Genomic DNA, 15,782 nt, shown 5'->3' with positions numbered 1-15,782 from the left:
GGAAAATTTGGACCAGGCCCCGATGGACATCTCCTCCTTTATATTGCTGAGCCAGGAGCAGGCGCTGCGTCGCCGCCTGGACGTCGCCGCCAACAACATGGCGAACATGAGCACCGCCGGGTTCAAGCGCGAACGCCCGGTGTTCCGCGAATTCGTCGAGCAGCAGAAGGAGAGCACGCCCGACATCACGCGGACGACCTCGTTCGTGCTCGATATGGGCGCGATGCACGACACCAGCGCCGGCGCGTTCCAGTCGACCGGCAACCCGCTCGACCTGATGATCGACGGCCCGGGCTATCTCTCGGTCGAGGCCCCCGACGGCGGCACCGCCTTCACGCGCGCGGGCTTCGTCAAGGTCAACGAGGCCGGCGAGCTGACCAATGCGGGCGGCCAGCGTATTCTCGGCGAGGGCGGCAAGCCGATCGCGGTCACGCCCGAGGATCTGCCGACGCTCTCGATCGGCAACGACGGCTCGGTCATGGGCAAGGCCGGCCCGGTCGGGCGCATCGCGGTGACCGTGTTCGACGACGAACGCGGTGTCACCCCGCGCGGCGACGGCCTGATGACTGCCACCGGGGGGCGCGAACTGGCCGCCAACGAGACCAAGCTGCGGACCGGCGGTATCGAGGGATCGAACGTCGAGCCGATCGTCGAGACCACCTCGATGGTCGACATCCTGCGCGCCTACCAGACCAGCATGAAGATCTCGCAGGACATGGACGACATGCGCAAACGCGCGATCGACCGCCTGTCGAAGCTCGGCTGACCTTCCCCTTAATCAACGCCAATTTCAGCAAAGGACCACGCGATGCGCACTCTTTCGATCGCCAGCACCGGGATGCTGGCACAGCAGACCAACGTCGACGTCATCTCGAACAACATCGCCAACATGAACACCACCGGGTTCAAGCGCCAGCGCGCGGCGTTCCAGGACCTGCTCTATCAGCAGGAAACGCGCGCCGGCTCCTCGACCGACAGCAGCGGCACCGCGAAGATCCCGACCGGGATCCAGATCGGCTCGGGCGTGAAGACCGGCAGCGTCTACCGGATCACCGAACAGGGTGCACCGAACCAGACCAGCAACCGCTACGACGTCGCGATCCAGGGCCGCGGCTATTTCCAGATGCGATTGCCAAGTGGCGAGACCGGCTACACGCGCGACGGCTCGTTCCAGCTGTCCGACCAGGGCGAGTTGGTGACCGCCGACGGCAACGCGGTCGAGCCGGGGATCACGATCCCGGCGGACGCGGTCGACGTCGCGATCTCGAAGACCGGGCTGGTCCAGATCAAGGTCGCCGGTGCCGCCGAGATGCAGACCGTCGGTCAGCTCCAGCTCGCGACGTTCATCAACGAAGCCGGCCTCGAGGCGCAGGGCGGCAACGTCTTCACCGAGACCTCGGCCTCGGGCACCGCGACGATCGCCGCGCCGGGCGATCCGGGCTTCGGCACGACCATGCAGGGCTTCGTCGAGGCTTCGAACGTCAACCCGGTCTCGGAAATCACCGCGCTGATCACCGCGCAGCGTGCGTATGAGATGAACAGCCGCGTCGTGAAGACCGCGGACGAGATGCTGGCGACCTCCAGCCAGATGCGTTGACCGTCATGCGCTTCCGCACCGCGACGATCGTCGTCCTCGCCGGCCTCGGCCTTGCGGTTCCGGTCATGGCCGCGGCCGAGCCGGTCGCGACCTCGGTCCTGTCGCACGCCGTCGCACGCGGCGACATCCTCGCCGCCACCGACTTCGAGGCGCAGCCCCGTCCCCCCGGCTACGCGATCGGTGCGATCGCGCCCGATGTCGCCGCTGGCCGCGAGGCGGCACGCAATCTCGTCGCCGGCGCGGTGGTGCGCGCGGGCGACGTGGTCGCGCCGCGGCTCGTCCGGCGCGGCGATCCGGTGACGATCAACCTGCGCAGTCGCGGGCTCGTCATCGCGACCACCGGCCGGGCGCTGTCGGCGGGCGGGATGGGCGATCTCGTCCGCGTCGTCGCGCAGTCGACCAACCGCACGTTCGATGCCACCGTCGAGGGCTCCGGGGCCGTGCACGTCCCCCTACCCTGATCTGCGGCCCTGATCGGTGCCCTGAGCCGCCCCCCTTTCCTGCCGAGCTTTCTTCCGGAGACCTCCATGTTTTCCCCTATTCTGAAACCCGTGCTGACGCTTGCCGGCCTGACGCTCGCGGTCACGACATTGTCCGGTTGCGGCGCGGTCGGACGCCTCAAGGAAGTCGGCAAAGCGCCGACCTTTACCGAGGCGCTGCCGGTCGACAGTCCGCCGATCGAGGATTCGCTCGGCCGATCGACGCCGCACATGATCGGCGGGCGAACGGCGGCAGTGGAGACATCCGCCCCCAACGCGTCGCTGTTCCGCGCGGGCGCGGGCGCGTTCCTCGGCGATCAGCGCGCCTCGCGCGCGGGCGATATCCTGACGGTGCGGATCAACGTCGCCGACAAGGCGGTGGTCGGCAACACCACCGCGCGCAGCCAGGGCGGATCCGAATCCGCCGGACTGTCGGCACTGCTAGGGCTGCAGGCTCCGCTTGCGAAAATCCTGCCGGGATCGGTCGATCCGGCCAAGTTGGTGGCGGGCGACTCCGCGTCGAAGTTCAATGGCAGCGGCAACATCAGCCGCAGCGAGACGATCAACATGACGATGTCGGCGATGGTCACCGATGTGCTGCCCAACGGCAATCTGGTGATCCGCGGCCGGCAGCAGATCCGCGTGAACTACGAACTGCGCGAACTGATCGTGACGGGCATCGTGCGTCCGCAGGATATCGCCCGCGACGACAGTATTCGCCATACCCAGATCGCCGAGGCCCAGATCAGCTATGGCGGCCGTGGCCAGCTCAGCAGTGCGCAGCAGGCCCGCTGGGGCCAGCAGATCTACGACGCGCTGTTCCCGTTCTGAACCCGCGCGGTGGCTAAGCTTTCGTTAACCACCAAATTTCCGACAAGCCCGACCGAACTTCCGAATTTCTTCCCAGAATAAAGGACCGGCCTCGCACCGAGGCTGTCGAGGATCGGCGAACCGGTCCACGTCGGCAGAAGCCAGCGTATTTATTCCAGAAGGAAATCATCATGGCATTGTCCGTCAACACGAACTCTGGCGCAATGGCAGCCCTCCAGGCTCTCAACGCGACCAGCAAGGGTCTCGCCACCGTTCAGAACCGCATCAACAGCGGCCTGAACGTCAGTTCGACCAAGGACGATTCGGCAGCTTTCACCATCGCACAGGGCCTTCGTGGCGATCTGGGCGGTCTGAAGGCGGTCAGCTCGTCGCTCAGCCGGGCGAAGAGCGTTACCGACGTGGCTGTCGCAGGGGCGGAGCAGATCTCGGACGTGGTCAACCAGATGAAGACGCTTGCCAAGCAGGCGTCGGATGACGGCATCTCGACCGATACGCGCTCTGCTTACAACAAGGACTTCAAGGCCCTTCGCGATCAGATCACCACGATCGTCAACTCGTCCGAGTTCAACGGCACCAACCTGCTGAAGAGCAGCGGTGGCGCAGTCAGCGCACTTCAGTCGCTGTCGAATACCGCAACGGGCAGCGGCACGTCGTACACCCCCGACACGTTGTCGATTGCCAACCAGGGTCTGGATCTGGCGACGACCGAGACTCAGTCGACCGGCGCCGGTACCGGCACCCTCGGCCAGAACTCGGAGCTGACCGATTCGGCAACGTCCAAGAAGATGGTCGATACCCTCGATACACTGAGCAAGTCGCTTAACGGCAAGCTCAGCGATCTGGGTTCGGCATCGCGCAAGATCGACGCCCAGACGACGTTCACCAGCAAGCTGTCGGACACCATCGAAAGCGGCATCGGCAATCTCGTCGATGCAGATCTGGCCAAGGAATCGGCGAAGCTTCAGGCATTGCAGGTCAAGCAGCAGCTTGGCGTGCAGGCTCTGTCGATCGCCAACCAGGCGCCGCAGACCATCACGTCGCTCTTCCGGTAAAACGGGAGCGGGCGCCTCGTCGGCACCCCCAAACCGTCGGCGGGCTACCGGGAACCGGGATCGGCGAAAGTCGGTCCCGGTTTTTTTCGTAACGTTTCATTGTGTTACCCGAACGTCACAACCCGACATTAAAATCGTATTACGTATAACTACCTAATTTCCGTTGAACCCATTTTGCCCCATATCTCGAACAACATCGAGTATTTCTAGTGACATACGCGTACAAGCAAGGGTTCAAACGTGACGGTACAATACAGGCATCCGGCTTACGGATCGGATCGATCGTGAGCAACGCGCTATATGAGCTGCGGTGCCAGCTGAACATCGACGACGCGTCGGCGCTGTGGGATGCCGCGGCGGCCAAGGCGATGACTTATCCGGACACGACGCCCGAGACCGTCGTCGAGATGATCGGCCCGCGCGAGGATCCCGAAATCGCGGAGTGCCTGTTGCTCCTGCTGCAACCGTCGGTGGCGGGATGCGACCTCGTCACGCTGAGCTGCGACTCGGTTGGCGCCGCAATTTCCGTACCGGCAATTTCCGTACCGACCGCCGAGATCAAACCGCGGGCCGCCACCGCGGCGATCGGCGCCGTCCGGCCGCCGCCGTTCCTGCGTACCTGGAATACACGGGTCGCAGCGGAGCTTTCCCGCGCCGTCCGCATCGCCGAGTAACCCGGCCCCGGCCCCGGCCCCGGCTTCGACCCCAATCTCGACCGCCGGCCTGCGCCTAACGGCTCAGGCGGGTCGGGCCGATACTTCGACCACCAGCACGCTTGCGACATCCGGGTTCCGCCCGCGCAGCACACGCGTCATGTCCTGCGCCAATCGCGCGACATCGACCGGTTTGTAGGGCGAGGCGCGAAGCCGCGCGAACTCGCTCGCCGACGCCAGCGCGCTTTCCCGGAGGCTCGGAATCGCGGCCTTCAAGCGCGCCGCCGCCGTGACATCCGCCGCCCTCAGCACGATCTTGATCTTGAGCCGGCCATCCGCGCGATCGCCGTCGATGATCGGCACGACCAGTTCGGGCATCGCCACGAACGTCGCATCCATCGCCGGCTGCGACTCGCCTTCCGACGCCGACCCGCCTTCCGACGCCGACGAGCCGGTTGCCGCGACGATCGCCACGGCGGCCGCAGCGATGTGCAGAAGGGAACAGAACGCAGCCATCGAAAATCCTACTCGCAACCCATAGCCCAGCCCGCCAACAGCATGTTTCGCGCGGGACGACGCCCCTCGGTAGCTCCGACATCCTATAATTGGATGAAGATAAGGGACGTTTACGCCATGAGCCAAGATCAGAAACCCGGAAAGGTCCGACTGCTCGACGCCAGCGGCGAGCAGTCCCGGCGTCGCGGCGACACGCCGCCGATCGTCATCGACGGCAGCGCAGCAGGATCAGTCGCCGCGTCGCCGGCCCCGGTGCCCGTCGCGACATCCGGCGCGCTGTCGTCGGCGATGTCCAGCCGTGCCGGCATGATCCTGGCGCTGTTGTTCGTGCTGGGATGTGGTGCCGGTGGTGCAGCCGTCGCGGTGATCTTCGCGTGATCGGTCTCCTGATCGGCGCCGCTGCGCTCGTCGCCACGCCGCCGAAAGCGAGCCTTGCCCCCGCGCGCCTGCCTGGTTTCGCGGCGGCGCTGGCCGAGCGGCCCTTGCCGACAGGCGCCGCCGCCTGGTCGGCCAAAGGCGACGAGGCCGCCTGGGCTTCGCTCGCCGCTGCGACGCCCGCCACCCGGCAGGCGGTGCGATGGGACTATGCGACCAGCCTGATCGCGCGCGGCCTGGCAGCAGAAGCGATCGGCGTGCTCGACGTGATGCGCGCAGACGATCCCGATCTGGCGCTCGTCCCCGCGTGGATGCGCGCGCGCGGCGTTGCAGCCGCGATGGCCCGGCACACCAGCGAAGCCCTGACGATGCTCGGCGACGACACGCTGCTCGGCGATTCGGAAGCCTGTCTCTGGCGGATGCGGACGCTCGCGGACTCGTATCGCGCAGCCGAGGCGCTTGGCCAGCTGCGCTGCGCCATGCCCGCGCTCACGGGCCGGACGTCGGCTGCCCGCCGCCCGTTCATCATCGCCGCCGGGAGTGCGGCGCTGGACTTGGGCCGCGCCTCACCCGCAATGGCGTGGCTGAACGCGGTGCCCGACGACGATCCCGCCGCCAATCTGCTCCGCGGCAAGGCCTATGCGCTGCTCGGCCAGATGCAACCGGCGCGGCTTCGTCTCGACCGCGTCATTCTGAGCGGCGATGACGTCGAGCAGGCCGATGCCCGCCTGGCGACGATCGAGAACGGCGTCGCGTCGCACACGCTGCCGGTCGGCGAAGCGACCCGCCAGCTCGAGACGCTGCTGTTTACCTGGCGCGGCGACCGGATCGAACGCCGCGCGCTCGAGCTGTCGGTCCGCCTCGCGACCGCCACGCACGATACCGGTCGCATGCTCGCGAGCGGCGCGACGCTGTTCCGCTATTTCGATCTCGGCGCGGCCTCCGGTCCGCTCGTCGCGCAGCTCCAGACGCAGCTCGCGCAGGCGCTCGCGCTCGGCTCGGCGCTGTCGCTGGTCCAGGCCGCCGGAATGTTCTGGGACTATCGCGATATCGCGCCCGCCGGCCCGGTCGGCAACCAGCTCGTCGAAAACCTCGTGAACAGGCTCCAGGCCGCGGGCCTGTACGGTCGCGCCGCCGATCTGCTCGACCACCGCCTCGACACGCAGGCCAGCGACGTCGAGCGCGGTCCGCTGACCGTCCGCATCGCCAGCCTGCAGATCCTCGCCGGGACACCCGACGCCGCGATCCGCACGCTGCGCGGTACCGACATCCTCGCCTATCCGCCCGATACCCTGGCCGACCGACGCCGGGTCGAGGCCGCCGCGCTGCAACTGCTCGGCAAATCCGCCGAGGCGCTGGCGACCGTCGAGGATGTTCCCGGCGGCGGTGCGCTGACTGCCGAACTCTATTGGCGCGCGCACGACTGGGCACGTCTTGCCGCGGTCGGCGAGCAGGCCTTGCCGAAATCGCTGCCCGGTGCCGGTCGCAGCGCGTTGAGCGAAGTCGGTCAGGCGATCGTCCTGCGCCAGGCGATCGCGCTGGCGATGCTCGGCCGCGAATCCGACCTCGCCGCGCTGCGCAGCCGGTATGGCCGCGCGTTCGAAACGCTGCCGACCGGCTCGGCGTTCGCGACGCTGACCGCGCAGTCGGGCTCGATCGATCCGGCGACGCTCAGCAACGCAATGGCCGCCCTCCCCGCCGCCAGCCCGGCGGGCGCGTTCGGCGACCTGCTCGATCAGGGCAGCGCGGCGATGAGCCATCCGACGAAGGCGGGCTGATACGGAAGGCGCGCCCAAGTATCAGCGGCCGCGCCATACCGAGAGGATCGATAGGTAGCGGGTGAGGGCGTGACGGCCTCAAAATCATTCCGTCGCCCCGGACTGGCTCGGTTCCTGTCCCCCTCGAACGAGTACGAGTCCGCGGTCGTACGGCACCACGCCCTTCCGTGTTCTCACGCGAAGGCGGGAGCCCAGTCTGGATCCCCGCCTTCGCGGGGAAACAAGTCTTACTTTCTCAAAGGGATAGCCATCGACCGGTTCCGGGATCCACCGTCTCGCAAGCCAAATTCTATCGATTGTGCGGCACCTCGGATGCGGAAGCAGTCCGGCACGACAGAGAAAAGAGCTGATCTGGCGCTTCGACCTGAATGTAGATCGCCCTCATAATCCTCCCCCGCCAGGGGGAGGTGGCGCCAAAGGCGACGGAGGGGGCGGCACGCGAAACGCGAGTCGCCGCATCCCTCCCCCTCCGTCAGGCTGACGCCTGCCATCTCCCCCTGGCGGGGGAAGATCGGCATTCAGTCCCTAACCGTCTCGCCGCCCTATCTGAGGTAGTCGACCAGGCTCATGCTGGTCAGCTGGCCGAACACCGAATAGCTCGCCTTCAGGACGCTCTGCTGCTGTGCGAGATCGGTCGAGATCTGGCCGAAATCGGCGTCCTCGACGCGCGAGATCGAATCCTTGAGCAGCGTCGCACGCTCTTCGCCGCGCGTCGCCAGCGTCTCGACCTGCGACTGCTTGCGGCCATTCTCGGCATTGACCGCGCGCACGCCGGTCAGCGCGGTCGCGATCTGGTTGACCGCGGTGCCGAGCGCATCCTTTTGCGCCGCGGTCATCTTGTCGCCGATCGTCCCTGCCTCCGCGAGCGTGCGGAACGCGGCCAGCATCGTGCTGCCGAGATCGCTGGCGACGACGCCGTACGTCAGGTCGGTGCCCTCGGCGACGCGGGCCGAGGCGCGGACCAGATCGTTGGCGAACGCGGTCGCTGGCGTGGCACCGATCGTATCGGCAAGCGTCGCGGGTTTGAACGGGACGTCGCCGGTCTGCGATCCGCCAAACAGCGGTCCGCTGCCGTCGGTCGCATTCAGCGCGGTCCGGAACTGCCCGAATGCGCTGTCGATCGAGGCCTGGAGCCCAGCCCCACTCCCCGTCCCGATCGCGGTCAGGATGCTCTGCCGGAGATCGGTCGCGCCGGTATCGATCGACGTGATGTTGGCATCGTACAACGACAAGGTCGTCCCGAGCCGCGTCGCCGATGCCGATTGCGATTCCTGGCGCGCGAGTACGGTACGTGCCGACAGAGTCCGCGCCGCATCGGTGCCAAGCCCCGCCAAAGTCGACGCCTTCTTGCCGGTGTTGAGCTGGGTCTGGGTCGCGGCCAGCTTGCTCTGCGCACGCTGGATGGCCTGCGACAGGGTGTTCTGGAACGGAACGGTGGCGACGCGGATCATCGGTTCAACTTTCTTATCTCACCATGGCCAGCAGCGTGTCGTACATCGCCGAGGCGGTGCTCATCACGCGGGCTGCGGCCGAATAGCTGTTCTGGAGCACGACCATCTGGCCGAGTTCCTCGTCGATGCTGACGCCCGAAAAATTGTCGCGGCTGGCGACCGCGTCGTCGCGGCGCGTCGTCGTGGTCGTCTGCATGGTCTGCGCGCGCGACGCGGCGGTGGCGGCATTGCCGAGCACGCTCGCGGTCAGCCGCGACACCGACGTCACGCCGTTCCTGCCGAGATCGACGACCGCTTCGGTGGCATCGGCAAACCCCGACGCGCCGCGACGATCGCCCGCGCCGAGTGCCTTCGCTCCGACCGCGACGTCCTGGAGACGGGCGAGCGGAAGGCGACTCGGATCGGCGACGATATCGCGGCGCACCTCGGCACCAGCAAGGCTAGCGGTCGCACCGCCCAGCCCGGTGATCTCGGACAGGCTGCGGCCCGTGCCCGCGCGATCGGTCGTATCCGAAACCACCGACAAGGCAGCCCCTGCGTTGCTGGCGGTCGGCGAGAACCGGATCCGCCCCGCATCGTCCATCGCGAAACTGCCATAGCCGGCCAGCGGGCTCGCATTCAGATTGGTGACGAGATCGCCGAAGGTCGAACCGGTCGCGCCCAGCGTATACCGCGCCAGCACTCGCCCGGACGTATCGCGCAATGCGAGGTCTGCCGACTGGCCCGCGGCGAAACCATGCGCGTCGCCCGACTTGAAGCCCGACGGCGCGAGCATCGCCGTGTCGCTGCGAACGACGTCGTTCAGGCCGAAATATTGCGAGAACCCGATCCCCGCGCGGGCGCTCGGGCTCGTCGCATCCTGGCCGATCGCGACGCCGTTACCGCTCGCGCTCGCCGCGATCGTCAGCTTTCCGCCGACGAAGCTCGCGGTGCCCGCGCTGCCGAGGCCGGCATTGATCGCCGCGACCGCGTCGTCGACGGTTGCGTTCGCCCCGAGTGCGGAGAAATCGATTTTGGTCTTGGCCACCAGCGTACCGTCGCTCTTGGTCACCGCGAACGTCGCCGCGCCGGTGAAGCCGAGCCGGTCGCTGCCGGTCAACGCCGTCGCGCGCCCCTCCAGCGTCGCCGGCGGCGGTACCGCGGTGCCCGCGTTCGACGCGGTGTTGAGCACCTGGGCCATCCCCGCGAACACGTCGGCGACCTGATCGGAAAACCCCGGAAGCTGATGATCGCGAAGGTCGAGCAGGCCACCGAGCTTGCCGCCGATCGACGGGCTGTCGATTTTCTCGCCGGTCGTGGCGCCGGGCGAGCCGTCGGGGGCGGCAAACCGCACCTCGATCGGCGCATAGATCGGCTGCGAGGATCCGGCACCACTGTCCGCATAGGACAATTGACGCAGACGCCGGTCGACCAGCTGGACGCCGGTGGTCGTCTCGATCGTGACGCGCCCATCGGACTGTTCGCGCGCGTTCACGCCGATGAGCCCGCTCAATTCCTGGATCGCGCTGGTGCGCTGGTCGGCGACGCCGGCCGAACTCCGCCCCAGCCCCTCGAGCCGCGCGACCGAATCGTTCAAGTCATAGATATTGCGCAACAACGTGTTGGCGCGGTCGACCGAATAGCCGACCTCGCCTTCGACGTCCGACCGGATCGCCGAGACGTCCGTGCCGAGCTGCTGGATCGTGCCGACCGCATCGGCGACCGATCCGACGAACGCCGCGCTGGTCTGCGGACCACCAGCGCTGCCGGTCATCGCAGTCGCCGCCGATGCGACCGCATTCAGCCGCGCCGAGATGCCCGAATCCGAATCCGACGCACCCAGCACCGACTGCAACCGATCTAGATAGGTGGAGACCACCTCGGCGCGACCGGCATCGCCCGATCGCGCATAGACGGTGGTCTCCAGATACTTGTCGGCGACGCGGCTCGGCTCGCCCACCACGACGCCGGAGACCCGACCCGCGGTGACCCCGGTCGTCAGCGACACCTTTTCGCGTGCGTATCCCGCGGTGTTCACATTGGCGATGTTGTTGGACACCGTCCGCATGGCCGCCTGCGTGGCGTTCAGGCCGGACAGGGCGGAAGACAGGATTTCGCTGAGCGACACGCGCAGTACCTTTGTTGAGCCGGGTGCTAGTCGGGCTTATCGCTTCAGGTTGCTTGCTTCCTGGAGCATGTCGTCGACCGTCGTGATTATCTTCGACGACGCGCTGTAGGCGCGCTGGAAGCGGATCATGTTGGTGAACTCCTGCGCCAGGTCGGCGGTCGAGGCTTCCAGGGCGAAGCCCTTGATGTTGCCCGCGCCGAGCGACCCCGGTGCGTTGATCGCATAGGCGCCCGACACGCTGGAGGCGCTATAGCCGTTGCCGCTGATGCGCGTCAGGCCGTTCGGATTGGGCACCGTCGCGACCGGCAGCTGGAAGATCGCCCGCGTGCGGCCGTCGTCGAAGGTCGCGCTGACGACGCCCTGGTTCGACACCGACACCGACGCGACGTTGCCGAGAATGCCGCCATCGACCGACGAGGATACCAGCGAAGACTCGGTGCCGAACTGGGTCAGCCCGTCGACCTTGCCGTCGGTGCCCAGCGACAGCGCGATCGGATCGGCGCCCGCCGCGTTCGTCCAGGTCGGCGTGACCGACGAAAACAGCGCCGGCGAGCTGTTCGCCCGGTCGAGGCTGCCGTCGGCGTTGAACTTGATGTCGCCGCTGGCGAGCAGGCCGTTCGCCGCGGTCACGTCGGTCGCGGGCTGCGCGTAGATTTCGGCCTTCCAGCTGTTCGGGCCGGTCTTGATCGCACTCAGCGCGACACGGTGGGCGCCGCCCTGCTGGTCGTAGACGTCGACCGATCGCGAGAAGCTCGGCGACGCCACCGTGCCGTTCGCCATGTCGCCCGCGGTATAAGCGCCCGTATAGGCGGCCGTGGTCGACTGGAAATTCGCCCGCATCTGGATCTTGCTGGTCGCGGCGGCGGTCCCGGTCAGGTCGCTGACGCGGATCGGTTCGAGCGCGTTAACACTACCCGTGTTGACGTAGGCACCCTTCGTATCGAGCCGCCAGCCCTGCAGATACTGGCCCGACGTGTTCTTGAGGAAGCCGTCCTTGTCCGGCGAGAACGAACCCGACCGGGTCAGCGACACGCCGCTTTTCGCGTCGCTGCTCGACCGCGTGATGAAGAACCCCTGCCCCTCGATGCCGAGATCGGTCGAGTTGCTCGACGCCTGCAACAGGCCCTGGTTCGAGATCAGCGCCTTGGGCTGCGCGGTCACGCCGCCCGCCGTGTAGCTGTTCGAGGCGCGGCCGTCGCCGACGAGCGTGCTGAACTGGGTTTCGACGGCCTTGTAGCCGACCGTGTTCACGTTGGTGATGTTGTCCGCGACCGCGGCCATCGCGCTGGCTTCGGCGGACAGGCCGGACACGCCGGAAAACAGGGCTGAATACAGGCTCATGCGAATACGTCTCCAAGCGGACATCGACGACAGGGTGGGCGGATACGCGCCCCTTCTCGTCACTTTATAGGGGCGTCCACGCATCGCCGGTCGGGAGCGCGCGGGTTTCGTGAAGATGCCGGCGACGCAAAGTCGCGGCGACGCGCCCCTCGCTCACGATGCGGCAAATCTTGCCGGGTCGCGACCGGGCTTCGTTAATCCATCCTATAACGATCCAGACACATGAAGGGTGGTTGGATGACGTTGCGGATAACCTTGCGGGACGGGGAAAAGATGATCGTCAACGGCGCGGTGCTGCGCGCCAACGGTCGCGTGGAGCTGATCGTCGAGAACCAGGTCGCGCTGCTCCGCGGTCGCGAGATCATGGCGCCGGACGAGGCGACCACGCCCGCCCGGCGGCTCTACCTCGCCTGTATGATGGCCTATATCGACGATACGGCACGCGACGCGCATCAGGATCGGATCGTCGTGCTGCTCGGTGAACTGCTGTCGGCGTTCGAAACCGCCGCGGCGCGCATGCTGTGCCTCGAATTCGCGCACTGCGTCGCCACCGCGGAATATTATCGCGCGCTCGGCATCTGCCGCCGCCTGATCGACTACGAGACCGCGGCGTTCGATCGTCTCGCAGGCCGCGCCGCCTGAGATGCGGACGATGCAGGTCCTCGCGGCGGCGACCGCCACCCTGGCGGAGATGCCGTTCGACGAGCGCTACGGCACCGTCGTCGCCGCACGCGGGGCGCTGATCGAAGTCGACGGGCTTGGCAACGCCGCGCAGATCGGCTCGCGGATCCGCATCGCCATCCGCACCGGCACGATCGACGCCGAAGTCACCGGGCTCGAGAATGGCCGCGCCTTGTGCCTGCCGTTCGGCGACCCGCAGGGTGTCGCGGCGGGCGCCCGCGCGGTCGTCGCCGCGGGTGAGTTCGCGATCCGCCCGTGCGCCGCCTGGCTCGGCCGGATGGTCGATGGCCTCGGCCGCCCGGTCGACGGCAAGGGCGGGTTGCCCACCGGGCTGGTACCGCGGCCGATCCGCGCGACGCCCCCGCCCGCCGCCGGGCGTGCGCGCGTCGGTGCCAAGGTCGAGACCGGCGTCCGTGCGCTCGACGTCTTCGCGCCGCTCTGCGAAGGCCAGCGGCTCGGGCTGTTCGCCGGATCGGGCGTCGGCAAGTCGGTGCTGCTGTCGATGCTGGCACGCTGGACCGACTGCGACGTCGCGGTGATCGGGCTGATCGGCGAGCGCGGCCGCGAGGTCCAGGAGTTCGTCGAGGACGATCTCGGGCCTGCCGGTCTCGCGCGCAGCGTGGTGGTCGTCGCAACCTCCGACGAGCCCGCGCTGATGCGCCGCCAGGCCGCCTGGACGACGCTCGCGATCGCCGAGCATTTCCGCGATCAGGGTCTCAAGGTGTTGTGCCTGATGGATTCGGTCACGCGGTTCGCGATGGCGCAGCGCGAGATCGGTCTGGCGTCGGGCGAACCGCCCGCGACCAAGGGCTATACCCCGACCGTCTTCGCCGAGCTGCCGCGGTTGCTCGAACGCGCGGGGCCGGGCGTTCCCGGTCAGGGTACGATCACGGGTCTGTTCACCGTCCTCGTCGATGGCGACGATCACAACGAACCCGTCGCGGATGCGGTACGCGGTATCCTCGACGGCCATGTCGTGATCACGCGGAAAATCGCCGAGCGCGGCCGTTATCCGGCGATCGACCTGCTGAAATCGGTCTCACGCACCTTGCCGCGCTGTCACACGCCCGAAGAGAACGACATCCGCCTCGCCGCGCGCCGCATCCTGTCGACCTATGGCGACATGGAGGAGATGGTCCGTCTCGGCGCGTACAAGCCTGGGTCGAGCCCCGAAGTCGACGAGGCGATCCGCCTCGCGCCGCAGATCGAGGCACTGCTGACGCAGGGCAAGCAGGATCAGGCGAACGCCGCACAGACCTTCGCGATCCTGGCCGAGTTGCTGGCGGTCGAGCCTGCAGCGACGGCGGACGCGCGCCCTGAACCCACGCTGGAGATGGCAGCATGACGACGCCTTACGATACCGCGTTGCGCGTCGTCGAACGCAAGCTCGACGCGGTCCGGGCCGCAATCGGCCTTGCGATCGACGAGCTCGAGCGGATCGAAAAAGCGCATATCGCGGTCGAAAACGCGATGATCCGCGAAGGTCTCGTCGCGTTCGGCGAACCCCGCCTGACCACCGATCGCTACTTCGTCCGCGCCCGCGACCATCGTCGCCAGCTCGCCGAGCACCGTGCCGCCGCGCACCTGCATCTCGAGTCGCTCCGTCGCAAGGCGGTCGAGGTCTATGGCTCGCGCACCGCGATCGAAGGTGCCGTCGGCGCGCACCGCAAGGCCGAGGCCCGCAGTCTCGCCGCCGCCGAACAGGCGATGCTCGACGACCTCACCGCGGCCCGCCCCGCGTCACGGCGCGGCCGCAAATTTGCGGCCCATGTCGCGAACGCCCGACTTGCTCCGACCAGCAAGATGCCCACGCCGTGATCGATCCGACAGGGTTGGCGAGCGTCCCGCGCGATCGCCGGGCCGCGATCATCTATGGTGCCGCACAAGCCGAGATGGCGAAGCATCTCTGGCAGGCCGCGCTCGGCGGATCGGGGACCGGATCGCACGACGACTCCGCCTCGGTGACGGCACGCGACGCATCGTCGCCGACCTCGCTCGATTCGCTGATCGCGCTGCTGATGCCGGAAGCCAAGGTTCCTGCGACGACACCCGATCCGGTTGCCGGAGCCGCGGAGGTTCGCGCACGCTTTGCAACGGCCGACCTGGGTCCCGCTCTGCACCGTCCTACAATCGATTCGGCCCCGCATACGGCAGCGGCTGCGGTGGACGGACTCGGGCGCAATGCTCGGCACGCGCCGACCTTGCAGGCCGCCGCGGCGCGCACCGGTATTCCGGCAGCGGCACTGGCCGCGATCGTCGACGCCGAAGCCGGCAAGGCGCGCGACGGAACCTGGCAGACCTATTCGCGCAATCCACGATCGAGCGCCGCCGGCCTCGGTCAATTCCTCAGCCGGACCTGGGAAGGCATGGCCGAAACCGGCGGAACATGGCTGAACGGATTCGCGCGCGCCAATGGCTTGCTCGGCGACAACGGCAAGGTGCTCGCGAGCGCACGGGCGACGGTGCTGTCGCTGCGCTACGATCCGACCGCGGCGATCAACGGCATCGCCGACTTCGCCCGACGCAATCTCGACGGGCTCGATCGCGCGGGCGTTTCGGCGCACGGCGAGGTCGGTGCAACCGCGCGACTGGCGTATCTCGGCCACCACCTCGGACTGGGCGATGCTGTGCGGTTCGTCCGCGACGGCGGGCTGTCCGAATCGCGCGCGCATACGCTGCTCAATGCCCAGATCGGCGCCGGCGACAGCAGTCGTCGAATCGCCTCGACCGGCGACGCCACGGTCGCGCACCGCAACTGGCTGCTCGATTTCATGGACCGCAAAATCCGTCCGCAGCAGTTCGCAAACATTTCCGGCTGACGATTCCGTACAATCCAATTACATCCTATATGGGAGATACAGGATGTTAACTAATTGACCCCAAAAGGAGATTGTTCGGAAGCGCTGTAGCGACCGAGGTTT

The 15,782-nt window shown here is 67.5% G+C and carries 16 protein-coding genes; 12 read left to right on the top strand and 4 right to left on the bottom strand.

Features of this window, described 5'->3' with window-relative positions; translation table 11 throughout:
• The first annotated feature begins 22 nt into the window (after window positions 1-22).
• From C8J47_RS16205 to C8J47_RS16180, 6 genes are all read left to right on the top strand, one after another.
• Entirely contained in the window at window positions 23-766 is a 744-nt protein-coding gene (locus tag C8J47_RS16205) for a flagellar hook-basal body complex protein (protein ID WP_056055666.1), read from the top strand.
• Window positions 767-808: 42 nt separating this feature from the next.
• The gene (gene flgG, locus C8J47_RS16200; protein ID WP_056055665.1) at window positions 809-1,597 is read left to right on the top strand and encodes a flagellar basal-body rod protein FlgG; all 789 of its coding nucleotides are present in this window, start codon (window positions 809-811) and stop codon (window positions 1,595-1,597) included.
• Window positions 1,598-1,602: 5 nt separating this feature from the next.
• On the top strand, window positions 1,603-2,058 hold the full coding sequence (gene flgA / locus C8J47_RS16195; RefSeq protein WP_121886556.1) for a flagellar basal body P-ring formation chaperone FlgA: 456 nt from the start codon (window positions 1,603-1,605) through the stop codon (window positions 2,056-2,058).
• A 66-nt stretch (window positions 2,059-2,124) separates the two neighbouring features.
• Window positions 2,125-2,907 (top strand): flagellar basal body L-ring protein FlgH, encoded by a 783-nt coding sequence (gene flgH / locus C8J47_RS16190; protein WP_121886555.1) that lies wholly within the window; start codon window positions 2,125-2,127, stop codon window positions 2,905-2,907.
• 170 nt (window positions 2,908-3,077) lie between these two features.
• Window positions 3,078-3,959 (top strand): flagellin, encoded by an 882-nt coding sequence (locus tag C8J47_RS16185; RefSeq protein WP_056055662.1) that lies wholly within the window; start codon window positions 3,078-3,080, stop codon window positions 3,957-3,959.
• Between the two features lie 284 nt (window positions 3,960-4,243).
• On the top strand, window positions 4,244-4,633 hold the full coding sequence (locus tag C8J47_RS16180; RefSeq protein WP_121886554.1) for a hypothetical protein: 390 nt from the start codon (window positions 4,244-4,246) through the stop codon (window positions 4,631-4,633).
• A 63-nt stretch (window positions 4,634-4,696) separates the two neighbouring features.
• On the opposite strand, the gene C8J47_RS16175 is transcribed toward C8J47_RS16180, so the two are convergent.
• A complete protein-coding gene (locus C8J47_RS16175) occupies window positions 4,697-5,128 on the bottom strand; it encodes a hypothetical protein (RefSeq protein WP_121886553.1) in 432 nt (143 codons plus the stop codon).
• Window positions 5,129-5,245: 117 nt separating this feature from the next.
• Between C8J47_RS16175 and C8J47_RS16170 the strand changes: the two genes are divergently transcribed.
• On the top strand, window positions 5,246-5,506 hold the full coding sequence (locus C8J47_RS16170; RefSeq protein WP_121886552.1) for a hypothetical protein: 261 nt from the start codon (window positions 5,246-5,248) through the stop codon (window positions 5,504-5,506).
• On the top strand, window positions 5,503-7,281 hold the full coding sequence (locus C8J47_RS16165; protein WP_121886551.1) for a hypothetical protein: 1,779 nt from the start codon (window positions 5,503-5,505) through the stop codon (window positions 7,279-7,281). The genes C8J47_RS16170 and C8J47_RS16165 overlap by 4 nt, the downstream gene beginning before the upstream one ends.
• A 542-nt stretch (window positions 7,282-7,823) precedes the next feature.
• Here C8J47_RS16165 and C8J47_RS16160 read toward each other — a convergent pair.
• Genes C8J47_RS16160 through C8J47_RS16150 form a run of 3 tightly spaced genes read right to left on the bottom strand, consistent with a single transcriptional unit; the run spans window position 7,824 to window position 12,180 of the window.
• Window positions 7,824-8,732, bottom strand: coding sequence for a flagellin (locus C8J47_RS16160; RefSeq protein WP_121886550.1), 909 nt, complete (start codon window positions 8,730-8,732; stop codon window positions 7,824-7,826).
• Between the two features lie 13 nt (window positions 8,733-8,745).
• Window positions 8,746-10,839, bottom strand: a complete 2,094-nt coding sequence (flgK, locus tag C8J47_RS16155; RefSeq protein WP_121886549.1) for a flagellar hook-associated protein FlgK — start codon at window positions 10,837-10,839, stop codon at window positions 8,746-8,748.
• 36 nt (window positions 10,840-10,875) lie between these two features.
• Window positions 10,876-12,180, bottom strand: coding sequence for a flagellar hook protein FlgE (locus tag C8J47_RS16150; protein WP_121886548.1), 1,305 nt, complete (start codon window positions 12,178-12,180; stop codon window positions 10,876-10,878).
• A 237-nt stretch (window positions 12,181-12,417) separates the two neighbouring features.
• On the opposite strand from C8J47_RS16150, the gene C8J47_RS16145 reads away from it, so the two are divergent.
• From C8J47_RS16145 to C8J47_RS16130, 4 genes are read left to right on the top strand one after another with little or no spacing between them, the layout of a single operon-like run.
• The gene (locus tag C8J47_RS16145) at window positions 12,418-12,822 is read left to right on the top strand and encodes a flagellar biosynthesis repressor FlbT (RefSeq protein WP_056056059.1); all 405 of its coding nucleotides are present in this window, start codon (window positions 12,418-12,420) and stop codon (window positions 12,820-12,822) included.
• 10 nt (window positions 12,823-12,832) lie between these two features.
• A complete protein-coding gene (fliI, locus tag C8J47_RS16140; protein ID WP_121886649.1) occupies window positions 12,833-14,206 on the top strand; it encodes a flagellar protein export ATPase FliI in 1,374 nt (457 codons plus the stop codon).
• On the top strand, window positions 14,203-14,679 hold the full coding sequence (locus C8J47_RS16135) for a hypothetical protein (protein WP_121886547.1): 477 nt from the start codon (window positions 14,203-14,205) through the stop codon (window positions 14,677-14,679). The genes fliI and C8J47_RS16135 overlap by 4 nt, the downstream gene beginning before the upstream one ends.
• Window positions 14,676-15,680 (top strand): peptidoglycan-binding protein, encoded by a 1,005-nt coding sequence (locus C8J47_RS16130; RefSeq protein ID WP_121886546.1) that lies wholly within the window; start codon window positions 14,676-14,678, stop codon window positions 15,678-15,680. Before C8J47_RS16135 ends, C8J47_RS16130 begins: the two co-directional genes overlap by 4 nt.
• Window positions 15,681-15,782 lie beyond the last annotated feature (102 nt).

This window comes from Sphingomonas sp. PP-F2F-G114-C0414, from assembly GCF_003688595.1.
Classification (GTDB): Bacteria; Pseudomonadota; Alphaproteobacteria; order Sphingomonadales; family Sphingomonadaceae; genus Sphingomonas.
The sequence above is the reverse complement of the archived record's forward strand: the minus strand, read 5'-3'. Positions and strand labels throughout refer to the sequence as shown.

Bases quoted from the DNA above. Each gene is read 5' to 3' on its own strand.
- C8J47_RS16205 (WP_056055666.1), top strand. From the start codon at position 23: ATGGACATCTCCTCCTTTATATTGCTGAGCCAGGAGCAGGCGCTGCGT.
- flgG (WP_056055665.1), top strand. From the start codon at position 809: ATGCGCACTCTTTCGATCGCCAGCACCGGGATGCTGGCACAGCAGACC.
- flgA (WP_121886556.1), top strand. From the start codon at position 1,603: ATGCGCTTCCGCACCGCGACGATCGTCGTCCTCGCCGGCCTCGGCCTT.
- flgH (WP_121886555.1), top strand. From the start codon at position 2,125: ATGTTTTCCCCTATTCTGAAACCCGTGCTGACGCTTGCCGGCCTGACG.
- C8J47_RS16185 (WP_056055662.1), top strand. From the start codon at position 3,078: ATGGCATTGTCCGTCAACACGAACTCTGGCGCAATGGCAGCCCTCCAG.
- C8J47_RS16175 (WP_121886553.1), bottom strand. From the start codon at position 5,128: ATGGCTGCGTTCTGTTCCCTTCTGCACATCGCTGCGGCCGCCGTGGCG.
- C8J47_RS16170 (WP_121886552.1), top strand. From the start codon at position 5,246: ATGAGCCAAGATCAGAAACCCGGAAAGGTCCGACTGCTCGACGCCAGC.
- C8J47_RS16160 (WP_121886550.1), bottom strand. From the start codon at position 8,732: ATGATCCGCGTCGCCACCGTTCCGTTCCAGAACACCCTGTCGCAGGCC.
- C8J47_RS16150 (WP_121886548.1), bottom strand. From the start codon at position 12,180: ATGAGCCTGTATTCAGCCCTGTTTTCCGGCGTGTCCGGCCTGTCCGCC.
- C8J47_RS16145 (WP_056056059.1), top strand. From the start codon at position 12,418: ATGACGTTGCGGATAACCTTGCGGGACGGGGAAAAGATGATCGTCAAC.
- fliI (WP_121886649.1), top strand. From the start codon at position 12,833: ATGCAGGTCCTCGCGGCGGCGACCGCCACCCTGGCGGAGATGCCGTTC.
- C8J47_RS16135 (WP_121886547.1), top strand. From the start codon at position 14,203: ATGACGACGCCTTACGATACCGCGTTGCGCGTCGTCGAACGCAAGCTC.